This is a genomic window from Desulfotomaculum sp. (genome assembly GCA_003513005.1).
Classification (GTDB): domain Bacteria; phylum Bacillota; class Desulfotomaculia; order Desulfotomaculales; family Nap2-2B; genus 46-80.
Map to the genome: position 1 here is coordinate 39699 of DOTD01000062.1, position 12811 is coordinate 52509.

Consider the following 12811-nt stretch of genomic DNA (forward strand, 5'->3'; position numbering starts at 1 on the left):
AGTGTTTCAAATAAACATTTATTTAAAGTAACTTGGAACCGTTTGTGATCAGTTCAAAGTTGCATTTTAAAAAGGTTGCCGCCCTTCTGCACAGCATCATCCGGCTTAAAAAGATTTCGAAGTACTCCATTATGGAACAGATGCTGTTATCGATGGTAAGGTCCATGGTAATAATACGGTCTTTTTTGTTTATCCTGAGGAAGGCGTATTCAACCGCGTAATTAACCCTGTCATGTATGTCAAAAGTTGCAAAGTCAGGGTTCCTTACACGGGAACGGTGTACATCGGACTTGTCCGCCATAATCAGGGCGGCGGCCACATCGTTTATCGGCTGGCCGTACTCTTCCTCATGGTTGGCTACAGCGGAAATAACTGAGGCGACTTCATCCGGGCGCATTCCCATATTTATTAATATATTAAAACACAGGGCAGCCCCTGAAATACCATGTTCGTTGCGGTTCATGACATTTCCGATATCATGCATGTAACCGGCTATAGAAGCCAGTTCGGCAGTTCTTTCAGGGTAATCCAACTCTTTTAGTATGTTATAAGCGATGGTGCTGACGAGGTTGATGTGCCTGTAACTGTGTTCCGTATAACCAAGTATGCCGAGGTACTCGTTTCCCTTTCTGACAAAACTGTCAACTATGGGATTGTTTTTAATGTCGTCGAGTCTGATCAAAGATTACGCCTCCCATGGTTGAGAGCGGTTTACTCCACTTCTTCCTCCTCCCCCTGTGTTCTCTTTTGCATCACAGAGGATTTGAGAATCTCGAAGCGGACATTGTCTGCTACCCGGATAATGAATGTGTCTTCTTTTACTTTTACAATGGTACCATAAATACCGCCCGCTGTGGTAATGAGATCGTTGACCTTTAAATCAGCGATTAACTGCTGAAGTTTTTTTTGGCGCTGCTGCTGTGGTCTGATCATCAAAAAGTACAGAGCAGCAAAAAGAACAATCATGTACAAAACCGTTACCATCTGCCGGTCCATAAGTATCTCCTCCTTTCCAAATGGTTAATCTATTCGTTTCGATGAAGATAAAACCCTTTTCCAGAATGTGAAAATTTAATTTAATGATGAATAATATTGGTGTAAAAAATTTATTTTATATTCTTTAAAGCAGCCGTTGGTTATTGAAGCGCGGATTTCAGACATCAAATTCAGTATGAAATGGAGATTATGAATGGTTGTCAACCTGATTCCCAGAACTTCCCCCGCTTTGATCAAATGGCGTATATATGCCCTGCTGAACCTTTGGCAGGTGTAACACCGGCAGCCGGGCTCGAGCGGGTTGTGATCGTCAGCGCAATCAGCATTGCGGACAACCAATTTGCCTTTTGACGTAAAAACAGTGCCGTTGCGCGCCATCCGGGTTGGCAGCACACAATCGAACATATCGATCCCTCTTTCTACTCCCTCCAGAAGGCAGTCCGGAGATCCCACCCCCATAAGATAGTGAGGTTTGTCCCAGGGTATCAAAGGGACGCATTGATCAAGAATGTCATACATGATCTCTTTAGGTTCGCCTACGCTTAAGCCGCCAATGCCGTAACCGGGAAATCCAATCCGGACAAGTTCCTCTGCGCTTCTTTCCCTCAGTTCCGGATAAATGCTTCCCTGGACAATGCAGAAAACAGCCTGATCTTCTTTGCGGTGGCTTTCCAGACAGCGTTTGGCCCACTTGCTGGTGCGTTCCGTCGCGGCTTTAGCCTGTTCAAAAGAACAGGGATAAGCGACGCATTCATCGAAAGCCATGGCAATGTCAGAGCCTAGAGCCTGTTGTACATTCATGGCAGTTTCCGGGCTGAAGAAGTGTTCCGAACCGTCAATGTGAGACCGGAAAGAAACTCCCTCATCCCCAACGCGGCAAAGGGCAGCCAGACTGAATACTTGAAAACCGCCGCTGTCGGTAAGAATGGGGCCATCCCAGTTCATAAAGCGGTGTAGGCCGCCGGCTTTTTTAATGATCTCCTGACCGGGCCTGAGGTATAGATGGTAGGTATTACATAAAACCAGTTTGCCCCCTGCCGCTATAATCTCATCAGGCGCCAGGGTTTTTACCGTAGCCTGGGTACCGACGGGCATAAAAGCCGGAGTTTCCAGAAGGCCGTGAGCCGTTTCAAGAATTCCGAGCCTAGCCCTGCTTTTTGAATCCTGTCCGATTACCTTAAAGTTCACTGACATTTCATGCTCGCCTCTCAATTAGCAAGTAGTAGCAAGTAGGGACGGTTCTTGCTTGCTTGCTACTCTCAATTAGCAAGTAGGGACGGTTCTTGCTTGCTTGCTTGCTTGCTTGCTACTCTCAATTAGCAAGTAGGGACGGTTCTTGCTTGCTAGCTAGCTACTCTCAAAATCTACTTGAGTTAGCTTGCATTAGGGAGATAAACTGCCAAGCGTGCTCTATAAAATAAGCATGGCATCTCCGAAACTGAAAAAACGGTACTTATCCCTTACCGCCAGCCTGTATGCGGAAAGGATTTTACCGCTGCCTGCAAAAGCGCTGACCATCATTAAAAGGGTCGAACGGGGCAGGTGAAAATTGGTAACCATTGAGTCGATTACCTTAAAACTATATCCGGGATAGATAAATAAATCAGTCCATCCGCTTGTTGCCGACAGAGATCCGTTTTCACGGGCTGCGCTTTCTAAACAGCGGACAGTCGTAGTTCCTACGGCAACCACCCGGCCTCCTTTTTCCCTGGCCATATTTACGGAATCGGCGGTATCCTGGCTGACTTCGAAGTACTCCGAGTGCATACGGTGCATAGATATATCTGTTGCGGACACAGGACGGAAAGTTCCCAGGCCGATATGCAATATAATTTTCTTTATGGCTATACCTTTTTTTTGTACTTTTTCCAGCAGTTCACCGGTAAAATGCAGCCCGGCCGTAGGGGCAGCAACCGACCCCTCCTGCCGGGCATATATGGTCTGATAGCGCTGCGGATCACCTGTGTATTTTTTTATGTATGGAGGCAGGGGCATTTCACCGGCATCCTGAATGAGTTCCTCGAAATTTCCTTCAAAAGAGAACTCTATAATCCGTCCGCCGGAATCAGTAAAATCAATAATTCTTCCGCTGAACAGTTCGTCGCCAAAAACAAGCTGATCATTAATTTTTACTTTTTTACCAGGACGGACCAGAACTTCCCATCTATATGCGTCTAGTGGTTTGAGCAGGAGTATTTCGATATTTGCGTCGCCTGAAACCTTTTTGCCGGTTAGTCTGGCGGGGATGACTTTTGTTTCGTTGATGACAAGAACGTCCCTATCGTTAAGGTAATCAGGCAGATCTTTAAACAATCTGTACTCGACATCCGGTTTGCTTCTATATATAACCATTAAACGCGAAGCGTCCCGCCGCTGGGCAGGTTCTTGCGCAATAGATGATTCCGGCAAATCGTAATCAAATTCGCTTGTTTTCAAACTTATCCTCCATAACTGCCGGAAATCTCAACCCCCGTGTAATAGTATTTCAGAATGCTCTGGTAGTTATAACCTTGTTTGGCAAGCCCAAGGGCGCCGTATTGAGACATACCAAGGCCATGGCCCCATCCGTTGCCCTGAATAGTTACTTCCAAAAGATTTTGGCTGTCGTCAAATTTTTTGTTTAAGGTAATCATAGCGCTTTTCAGTCCCAGTACCATTCTGACCGCATTGGAGTTGTATATGTCTTCGGTTATGGGATTGCTGTCGGTATCAAATCCAACAAAGGACATTTTTTTTACACGCGCGCCTGTCGATGTCCGCTCAACTTCTATGAGATCAGTTACTCTGCTGAACTTGTAGCCAGCCTTGTTGATAAGATTGGTTAGTTGTTCTTGCGTATAGGTAACTGACCAGTTGTAATGATTATTGTTTTGATCTGCAGTGTCGGGTCTTGCCCGGAGATAATCGACTGTGTTTGACCAAACATCTTCGCTGTTTTCAGTATAGCCTCCGCTGCTGCTGTGAAAAACGGCGTCAACAGCCTGGCCGCGGTAAGTCATAATCTGTCCGCTTGTGGCCTGCACGGCGCTGTTTGTAGCCGGGTTTTCCCAGTCAAAACCTTTGTATACCTGGCTGGTCTGGCTGGCCAAAAGATCAAATCCGTATTTACTATAAGATCTCAACTGGGCCAGAGAATAGCTTCTGGCTGCGACTGCCTGAGCTTTTAGGGCTTCAGCAGGCCATGCCGAAGGCATCTCAGAGGGCAGTACGCTGTAAATGTATTCTTCGAACGGCAGCTCGTTTATTACAGTCAAGCCCAGATCATCAGGACGGATTTCCAGGTCCCCGCGGTATCGTGCGCTGCTTTCGCCATTGTATACCCTGATCAAGTTTTGGTCTTCCGTTTTATTGAGGGTGGACCTGCCGGAAGCTGATAAAACTTCCGAACCTGTTAGATTATGTTTAGAAATAGATTTGTTGTTTGCGCCAAGGATGACCAGTTCTTCCTTTTCTCCCTCGCCGCTCCGGTTGGTCACAGACCCGCTGCCGGAAGCGATACCGACTTCTAATTTGTTCCCCAGGAGATGAAGAGATCCGTAAATGCTGTTGACCAGATTCCCGTTTTTAAAGAGTAAAAGCTGGTTGCCCTCTTTGGTAACCTGCCACCTATCGTTTTTAAGCGCGCTACCCAGAACGCGGTTAGCAGATGAATCTATGAGTTGGCAACTTCCCGAAACGGAAAACTCAACCTTTTGAACACCCTGGCTCAAGCCTATTCTGATCGTTTCCGGTTCGACGATAACACCATTGGAAGCATTTGTCGCCGGGCAGATAAACAAAAGGCAAAGGGAAAGGAAGAAAAGCTTTTTTAACATATCCACTCCAAGGGGTCAGGCTTGATTTTCCCTGCAGGCGCCGCTTTAGCAGCATTGATATCTACTCTTTCTTTTCGACATCAATGATGAAGTTTCCTTCAAAATTAACACTTTCATAATTTCCGAAGCGCTTTAAACTTTTGTTCCCGCCTGAAGCATGTTATAATCCGGCTAAGAATGTCATTTGATTACGGGGGAGAGAAAAGTGGCCAAGAAACTATGGAGCGGTCGTTTTCAGAAAGATACAGACCCGATGATGGACGATTTTCACTCATCAATTTCTTTCGATTTTCGCCTCAGCCGGTATGATGTAAGAGGGAGCATAGCCCATGCCACGATGTTGGGGAAACAGGGTATTATTACCGATAAGGAAGCGGAAATGATTGTCGTGGGATTAGAGGGGATTCTAAAGGATATTGAATCCGGCAAAATTGCCTTTTCGCCGGAGGCCGAAGATATCCACATGAACATAGAACAAATACTCATTGAAAGAATTGGCGAAACAGGCCAGAAACTGCACACCGCAAGAAGCCGGAATGATCAGGTAGCGCTGGATATACGCATGTTTTTAAAGGATGAAATAGGCAATATCATCCAACTTATAAAAAAGCTTCAAAGTTGCCTTCTGGAGCTTGCCGAAAAGCATGTTGAAACTGTAATGCCGGGGTACACACACCTGCAGCGCGCCCAGCCTATAACACTAGCCCACCATGTGCTGGCTTACATAGAGATGTTTCAAAGAGATGTGGAAAGACTGAGGGATTGCTATAAACGCACGGATATTCTGCCCCTTGGAGCCGGGGCTCTAGCAGGCACAACACTTCCAATTGAACCGGATTACGTTGCCGGGATGCTGGGTTTTTCAAAAGTGGCTGTCAACAGCCTTGACGCTGTTGGCAGCAGGGATTTTGCCGTTGAATTCAACGCTGCGGCGGCGCTGATCATGGTCAATCTAAGCAGGTTTTGTGAGGAATTAATCCTATGGTCGAGCGCAGAATTCGGTTTTATTGAACTTGACGATTCTTACAGTACGGGCAGCAGCATGATGCCCCAAAAGAAAAACCCCGATGTGGCTGAATTAATCCGCGGTAAGTCAGGCCGTGTATTCGGGAACCTGCTTGCGTTGTTGACCGTTTTAAAAGGGCTTCCTCTGGCTTATAATAAGGATCTGCAAGAAGACAAAGAAGCCATTTTTGACTCTGTGGATACGATAAAGAACTGTCTGTCGATTTTTTGTCCGCTTGTCTCGACGATGAAAACCAAATCAGATAGAATGCGCTCCGCAGCCAACGGAGGATACGTCAATGCTACTGATCTTGCAGACTACCTGGTGGTTAAAGGTGTTCCCTTTAGAAAAGCTCACAGCCTGGCCGGACAGATAGTATATTCCTGCATAAAGGACCAGAAATCTTTAGAAGATCTTACACTTGCTCAACTTAAAAAGTTCTCGGAATTAATTGAAGATGATGTTTTTCAATTCATTAAAATTGAGCGCTGTGTGGATAATCGTCGTAAGCTGGGTGGACCGGCGCCAGATTCTATACGGCAGGCCATCACCCAGGCGAAAATTAACCTGGAGAACAGTTAGTCTTTAAAACTAGGTTGCCTTTGGATCGACTAAAGACGCGCTGACCGGCCGAATCGGGCTGACAGTAGAGATGGCATGTTTGTAAACCATCATTTGTTTGCCTTCGCTTTCCAGAAGCACCGTAAAATTATCAAAACCTCTGACCATCCCCTTGAGTTGGAATCCATTTACCAAAAAGATGGTCACGGATATATTTTCTTTACGGACCTGGTTCAAGAATGCATCCTGAAGATTTATTTGAGTCTTTGTCACAAGAGGTCCCTCCCCTGGGAAATTTTATCTTTAAAAAACTTCGACACTACTTTAGTATACTCCTTCTAAACGCTTGATTATTTCTGCAGCCGGGTCGGAAACACACCCGGTATCAATCCAATTTACCCGTGGGTCATGCCTGAACCAGGTAATCTGTCTTTTAGCGTACCTGCGCGTGTTTCTTTTTAATGTTAATATGGCATTCTCCAGCGTAGTCGTCCCCTTTAAATAAGGAATTATTTCCTTATAACCCAGCCCCTGCATAGAGGTAAGTTCAGAGCTGTAACCATCTTTCAATAACTTGCTTACTTCATTAGTAAGACCATCGGCAACCATTTTTTCTACACGCTTTTCTATTCTTTTATAAAGGTCCCCCCTGTTCATTATCAAGCCGAACATGAATAAGCGATATTTTTCAGTTTTTTGGCCGTCCCTGGCATGAAGCTTTGATATAGGCGTTCCTGTGTTGTGGTAAACTTCAATTGCCCGGATAACACGTTTTATATTGTTTGGATGGAGCCTTGCGGCAGTACAGGAATCCACTTTTTCAAGCAGACGGTGGACTGCCAGGACACCGTCAGATTCAGCCAGTTTGTGCAGACGTGTCCGTAATTCTGTGTCAACTCCTGTTTGCGTAAAACTGTATTGATCGATTACTGAACGCACATACAAGCCTGTACCTCCTACCATAACAGGAATTTTACTCCGGCTGACGATATCCAGGATTTGTTTTTCGGCTTCTTTGCGAAATAGGGCAACACTGTATTGTTCATCAGGATCAATAATGTCAATCATGTAATGGGGTATTTCCTGCCGTTCCTCTAAAGAAGGCTTAGCGGCGCCTATATCCATTCGTCTGTATATTTGCATCGAATCAGCGGAGATTATTTCCCCGTTAACCTGTTTGGCTACATTGATTGATGTTGCCGTCTTGCCGGTAGCTGTAGGGCCGACAATTACACATAATGGAGGAAGTGGCATTTGAGTTTAATTACCCGCTTTTCTAAAAAACATTTCAACTATCTTGAAAACAACTATCCTAAAAATTAATTTGAAATAATCTTGCATTAGGAAGGTCAACTGCCTACGTGCTCATGTCCTTAAAAACCTTCTGGTCAGTTCTTTGTATGGGTAAAGCACCAGAGTCGGCCGGCCATGCGGGCACGTATAGGGGTTCTCCGCAGATGATATTTTCTTTAAGAGTTCCTGCATTTCATCCAGGGACATTTTCGTTCCTGATTTAATGGCTAATCTGCAGGCTGTTCTTGCAGCCAGGTGCAGGAGTAAATCACGTCTGTCTGCTGCGTTGGCGCCAGACAGGTAATCAAGTATGTCGAACAGATAGGCTTCTGCGTCTGTAGTTGGGAAGTTATCCGGGATTCCTCTAAGAAAAATTGTGTTTCCTCCCAGATAATCAATTTCAAAACCTGAATCAGATAGAAAATCTGTGTGTCCCATAATCTTTTGTGATTCCGCAGGGCCAAGATGTACAGGGCATGGAGTCAGCAGCATTTGTGAATTAAGACTTTCTGAAAATCCTGACAGGTATTTTTCATACAGAACCTTTTCATGCGCAGCATGCTGGTCAATCAGGTAAAGGCCTTCCTCTCCTCTACAAAGTATATAAGTAGGGTGAAGTTGTCCAATGACCTGAAGTGACGGGAAAAGGGCAACGCCCGGGTATTCTGCAGATGGTTCCAAAAGAAATTCTTCCTGTTTGTATTCGGATGCCGCTGCTGCCGTTTCAGGCAAAACTAAATCGAAACGGTTTTGTCTGTCTGCTTCCCTGGGTATAATCAGGCTGGTCTGTAGAGCTTTACGTAAACTCTGTCTTACATGAGAGCAAATTTCCTTTTCATTTAAAAGCCTGATTTCCATTTTTGCCGGGTGTATGTTTACGTCTATCTGTTTTGTATCAACATTGATGTGCAACGCAGCAAGAGGAAAGCGGCCCGTAGGCAGCAATCCCCGGTATGCTTCGAGAATAGACTGCGTTATCGTATTGCTTCTGATATAACGTTTGTTAACGATTACCGTAATTTGCTGTCGTGTACTTCTTTTTATGGAAGGTTTTCCTATTAAACCCTTGATTTGAATTTGTTCATTTTTGGAATCCACGTGCAGCATCTCACACATAATGCGGACGCCATATATCGACGCAAGCACTTCAAAAAGCACTCCGGAGCCGGGAGATGAAAATATTTCCCTGCCGTTTTGTTTATATGTAATTTTTACTGATGGATGCGAAATGGCCAGGCGGCTTAAGTAATCGCCGATCAAGCTGCCTTCCGTAGAGCGGTTTTTAAGGTGTTTACGCCTTGCCGGAGTATTATAAAAAAGATCTTCAACAATGATCGAAGTTCCCTGCTGAGCGCCGATCTCTCCGGATGAAACAATATTCCCGCCATGGTTCTCTATGAGAAATCCCGTGTTTTTGCCGGAGGTCCTGGTTTTTAATTTAAGTTTGCTGACAGCCGCTATGCTGGGCAAAGCCTCGCCTCTAAAGCCCATCGTTGTTATTGTACTCAAATCTTCGAAACCGTGTATTTTGCTTGTTGCATACCTTAGCATGGCCAAACGGGCATCTTCCTTATCCATCCCTGATCCGTTGTCAACTACGGAAATTGATTTTAACCCGCCTTCTAATACATCGACTGTGATTACAGTTGCACCAGCGTCAAGAGAGTTTTCCACAAGTTCCTTGACGACGGAGGCAGGCCTTTCCACCACTTCACCGGCTGCAATTTGATTTGCGGTTATTTCATCTAAGACGACTATTTTGGGCAAAAAATTACCTTCTTCATAAGAAATCTCGAAAAACAATTTGGAATAGAAATAAAGCATAGGCGGGTCCATCTTCCCTTACCTCATCCAGCTTCCCCCTGTTATACAGATCGTCTGACCAGTAATATACTCCCCTTCATCTGAGATCAGGAATATGACCATATTGCCGATATCCTCCGGCGTGCCTTTTCTGGGAAAGGGTATTTCCGCATGCATTCTTTCTATCTCTTCCCGGGGATATATGTTGGGTATAAACTGAATGTCAATGCGTCCGAATCTGTTCAGTGTGGTTTCGACAACACCTTTTACATCATCAGGGCTAGTTAGCTACCTTGTCTTTAAGTCTCATGGTTTAATTCCTTACTTTCAGTATAGCCGTTTACTCTTTTTGAGTTCCATCTGCCAGCGGGCGAGTATGTTTAAAGCTTCCAGGGGAGTTAATTCCCATATGTTTAAGGCAGCCAAATCGTCCTCAATACTCAATTCGTCCTGTGTAGCGTTTTTTTCAAGGACAGAAGCAGTCTCAATATCGGAATTTTGACGGCACAGCAGGATGTCCATAATTTCACGGGCACGGTTTAATATATCGTCCGGTAAACCAGCCAGCCTTGCGACCTGTATGCCGTAGCTGCGGTCAGCCTTTCCTGGCGATACCTGACGAAGGAAGATAATATTGTCTCCTTTTTCCTGAACGGTCATTGTAAAATTATTTACGCCAGTCAGTGTCTCCAATTCGGTAAGTTCCTGGTAGTGGGTGGAAAAAAGTGTTTTAGCTTTTAGCTTTTGCGCAATAAATTCTACAAGCGCCCAGGCGATGCTTATGCCGTCATATGTGCTTGTGCCCCGTCCTATTTCATCCATAATAATAAAACTCTTCTCAGTAGCGGATTTTACAATTTCCCTGCATTCATTCATTTCTACCAGGAAAGTGCTCTGGCCGGCTGCCAGGTCGTCGCTCGCCCCTACCCTGGTAAGGATGCGGTCAACGAGCCCTATTTCAGCCTGCCGGGCAGGGACGAAGCTGCCGATTTGAGCCATCAGGACGAGCAAGGCTGCCTGCCGCATATATGTGCTTTTGCCTGCCATATTAGGGCCGGTAAGTATTATAAAATGGTTTTCTTCATTAAGTAAGAGGTCATTGGGAATAAATTCGCCGGTTCCAAGAATTTTTTCCAGCACTGGATGCCGGCTTTCTTTCAGGTATAAGCGTTTGCCCTCGAACATTGAAGGTCGTGTATAATTTCCTTTGACGGCCGCTTCAGCCAGGGAATACAGGCAGTCTGCAACAGCCACAGCCTGGGCTGTTTTTTGCAGACCCGGGATTGCCTCTCCCACTTTACTCCGTATTTCGGAAAAGATCTCGTATTCGAGTTGTACTAAACGATCCTGGGCGCCGAGAATTTTCTCTTCCAGTTCTTTAAGCTCGGGTGTAATAAACCGTTCTCCATTGGCAAGTGTCTGCTTCCTGATATAATCATCCGGTATCAAGCCCAGATTCGACCTAGTGACTTCCAAGTAATATCCAAAAATCTTATTAAAACCTACTTTTAAGGATTTTATGCCTGTACGTTCCCTTTCCCGTATTTCCAGGTTGACCAGCCATTCTTTACCGCCGGCGCTTAAATTCCTTAGCCTGTCAACTTCGGGATGATATCCTGCTTTGATTATTCCGCCATCCCTGACTGATGCGGGAGGATCGTCTGTTATGGCTTTGTCCAGCAGATTCCACAGTTCTTCTGGAAATATAACCCTTTTTGATATTTCCAGCCAAAGTTCCGAATGGCTGCCGCTTAAGAGTTGTACCAACGACGGAAGCACAGAAACTGATTTTTTTAAGGCCAGCAGGTCACGCGCGTTTGCAGATCCATAAGCGACCCGGGCAGTAAGTCTTTCAAGGTCATAGATGGAGGAAAGAATCTGTTTAAGTTCATACCTGAATATTAAGCTGCCGGCGGTTTCTTCGACAGCTTCCTGCCGCTTAATGATTGAATCCAGATTAAGAAGGGGCCTGTCAATCCAGGACCTTAACTGCCGTCCTCCCATGGCTGTCAGGGTATGGTCCAGGACCCAGACAAGTGTGTGCCTGCTGGTTCTGTCGCGCAAAGAGAGTTTTAACTCCAGATTACGCCTGGTAACGTCATCAAGAATCAGGTAATGACCCGGTGAGTAAAACTCTATTTTATTAATTTGAAGAAGATCACATTTTGCTGTCTCTTTCAAATAATGGAATACCCCCCCTGCCGCATTGGAGGCCAAGGGGTACTTTTTGTTTAAGGGTTCATCAAAACTGCTGCCGGGCTTATTTGATAAAAGTTTCTGAATCCCGGCGGTGTTAAAAGCGTCATCCGGCAGTGTCGAAACAGCCGAAGGCATTCTTTTTTTTATTTTTCTGTTAATCTCTTGCGCCAGTATATTGCTGGAAAGTATAACTTCCAGGGGTTGGAGTCTGGACAGTTCTTCGAGCAATAAAGTTTCGGCGTTTTCTCCGTCAAACTGAGCAGCCATAAAAAGGCCAGTGCCGATATCAGCAATGGCGAGTCCATATGCGGCGTTCGTGCCGCTGACTGCTGCGACGAAATTATTTTTCTTTTCTTCCAGCGGCTGTCCTTCAATAAAAGTACCCGGAGTGATGACCCTGATAACCTGCCGGCGGAAAATACCTTTAGCTGGACCAGGTTCCTCGATCTGTTCACAAATAGCGACCTTATATCCTTTTTGGATAAGACGCCCAATGTAATTTTGGGAGGCATGAAATGGAATACCGCACATGGGAACACGCTTATCCTGGCCGCCTTCACGGCTTGTAAGCGTAATTCCAAGTTCTTTTGAAGCGAGAAGAGCGTCATCAAAAAACATTTCATAAAAATCACCGAGACGAAAAAACAAAATTGCGTCCTGGTGCTGATGTTTTATTTCAAGATATTGTTCGATCATTGGTGTATAACCCAACATTTATTCCTCCCGTGGCACATTATACCATAAACAGCAGCTAGTTATAACAGGCAGAACATGTATTTTGGGTCTTAATATAAAGCCGGGTGTAGAAGGTTCGAGAACGATCAGAATTAAAAACGAAGCAGCCAGAAGGGTAAGAATGGTTGATAAACGGATTACCACTGTAAGAGTAACAACTGATCCCGGATTGGTGACGTGTATTAGGAAGGTTAGCGAAGGAATAAGCAAGGGGACGCCGATTAGGAATTTTACAGTAGAAACAGGGGAAATTATCAGAAGAATAACGCCTGCCTCAAAGTAAGCCGCATATTGATGAAGCAGCAGCCGGATTAGATGTATTAAGAGAAAGGGCAGGAAGGGATTTGACTTTTCATCCTGCCTTAGTAATGCTTAAAATTTTACGCCAAGAAATAAATGTTAC

The 12811-nt window shown here is 45.1% G+C and carries 12 protein-coding genes; 2 read left to right on the plus strand and 10 right to left on the minus strand.

The window, feature by feature from the left end; all coding sequences use genetic code 11:
* Window positions 1-22: 22 nt before the first annotated feature.
* From DEH07_07690 to DEH07_07710, 5 genes are all read right to left on the minus strand, one after another.
* On the minus strand, window positions 23-682 hold the full coding sequence (locus DEH07_07690) for a phosphohydrolase (GenBank protein HBY04406.1): 660 nt from the start codon (window positions 680-682) through the stop codon (window positions 23-25).
* Between the two features lie 29 nt (window positions 683-711).
* Window positions 712-996, minus strand: coding sequence for a preprotein translocase subunit YajC (yajC, locus tag DEH07_07695; GenBank protein HBY04407.1), 285 nt, complete (start codon window positions 994-996; stop codon window positions 712-714).
* A 75-nt stretch (window positions 997-1071) separates the two neighbouring features.
* On the minus strand, window positions 1072-2190 hold the full coding sequence (locus DEH07_07700; GenBank protein HBY04408.1) for a tRNA guanosine(34) transglycosylase Tgt: 1119 nt from the start codon (window positions 2188-2190) through the stop codon (window positions 1072-1074).
* A gap of 216 nt (window positions 2191-2406) precedes the next feature.
* Window positions 2407-3432, minus strand: a complete 1026-nt coding sequence (locus tag DEH07_07705; protein ID HBY04409.1) for a tRNA preQ1(34) S-adenosylmethionine ribosyltransferase-isomerase QueA — start codon at window positions 3430-3432, stop codon at window positions 2407-2409.
* A gap of 2 nt (window positions 3433-3434) precedes the next feature.
* Window positions 3435-4811, minus strand: coding sequence for a stage II sporulation protein SpoIID (locus DEH07_07710; protein ID HBY04410.1), 1377 nt, complete (start codon window positions 4809-4811; stop codon window positions 3435-3437).
* A 253-nt stretch (window positions 4812-5064) separates the two neighbouring features.
* Here DEH07_07710 and argH point away from each other — a divergent pair, with 253 nt between their 5' ends.
* Window positions 5065-6399, plus strand: coding sequence for an argininosuccinate lyase (gene argH / locus DEH07_07715; protein HBY04411.1), 1335 nt, complete (start codon window positions 5065-5067; stop codon window positions 6397-6399).
* A 9-nt stretch (window positions 6400-6408) separates the two neighbouring features.
* On the opposite strand, the gene DEH07_07720 is transcribed toward argH, so the two are convergent.
* The 5 genes from DEH07_07720 to DEH07_07740 form a co-directional block, all read right to left on the minus strand.
* The gene (locus tag DEH07_07720) at window positions 6409-6651 is read right to left on the minus strand and encodes an RNA chaperone Hfq (protein ID HBY04412.1); all 243 of its coding nucleotides are present in this window, start codon (window positions 6649-6651) and stop codon (window positions 6409-6411) included.
* A gap of 51 nt (window positions 6652-6702) precedes the next feature.
* Entirely contained in the window at window positions 6703-7632 is a 930-nt protein-coding gene (locus DEH07_07725) for a tRNA (adenosine(37)-N6)-dimethylallyltransferase MiaA (GenBank protein HBY04413.1), read from the minus strand.
* Window positions 7633-7743: 111 nt separating this feature from the next.
* Window positions 7744-9507, minus strand: coding sequence for a DNA mismatch repair endonuclease MutL (mutL, locus tag DEH07_07730; protein HBY04414.1), 1764 nt, complete (start codon window positions 9505-9507; stop codon window positions 7744-7746).
* Window positions 9508-9513: 6 nt separating this feature from the next.
* Window positions 9514-9651 carry a hypothetical protein gene (locus DEH07_07735; protein HBY04415.1) on the minus strand — a complete coding sequence of 46 codons (138 nt, stop codon included), beginning with the start codon at window positions 9649-9651 and terminating at the stop codon, window positions 9514-9516.
* A 150-nt stretch (window positions 9652-9801) separates the two neighbouring features.
* On the minus strand, window positions 9802-12387 hold the full coding sequence (locus DEH07_07740) for a DNA mismatch repair protein MutS (GenBank protein ID HBY04416.1): 2586 nt from the start codon (window positions 12385-12387) through the stop codon (window positions 9802-9804).
* Here DEH07_07740 and DEH07_07745 point away from each other — a divergent pair.
* Window positions 12386-12691, plus strand: coding sequence for a hypothetical protein (locus DEH07_07745; GenBank protein ID HBY04417.1), 306 nt, complete (start codon window positions 12386-12388; stop codon window positions 12689-12691). The two genes, DEH07_07740 and DEH07_07745, sit on opposite strands and share 2 nt — an antisense overlap.
* The last annotated feature ends 120 nt before the right edge of the window (window positions 12692-12811 follow it).

Excerpts from the sequence above, each read along its gene's own strand:
- yajC (HBY04407.1), bottom strand. The coding sequence starts at position 996 with ATGGACCGGCAGATGGTAACGGTTTTGTACATGATTGTTCTTTTTGCT.
- DEH07_07700 (HBY04408.1), bottom strand. The coding sequence starts at position 2,190 with ATGTCAGTGAACTTTAAGGTAATCGGACAGGATTCAAAAAGCAGGGCT.
- DEH07_07710 (HBY04410.1), bottom strand. The coding sequence starts at position 4,811 with ATGTTAAAAAAGCTTTTCTTCCTTTCCCTTTGCCTTTTGTTTATCTGC.
- argH (HBY04411.1), top strand. The coding sequence starts at position 5,065 with ATGATGGACGATTTTCACTCATCAATTTCTTTCGATTTTCGCCTCAGC.
- DEH07_07725 (HBY04413.1), bottom strand. The coding sequence starts at position 7,632 with ATGCCACTTCCTCCATTATGTGTAATTGTCGGCCCTACAGCTACCGGC.
- mutL (HBY04414.1), bottom strand. The coding sequence starts at position 9,507 with ATGGACCCGCCTATGCTTTATTTCTATTCCAAATTGTTTTTCGAGATT.
- DEH07_07735 (HBY04415.1), bottom strand. The coding sequence starts at position 9,651 with ATGCATGCGGAAATACCCTTTCCCAGAAAAGGCACGCCGGAGGATATC.
- DEH07_07740 (HBY04416.1), bottom strand. The coding sequence starts at position 12,387 with ATGTTGGGTTATACACCAATGATCGAACAATATCTTGAAATAAAACAT.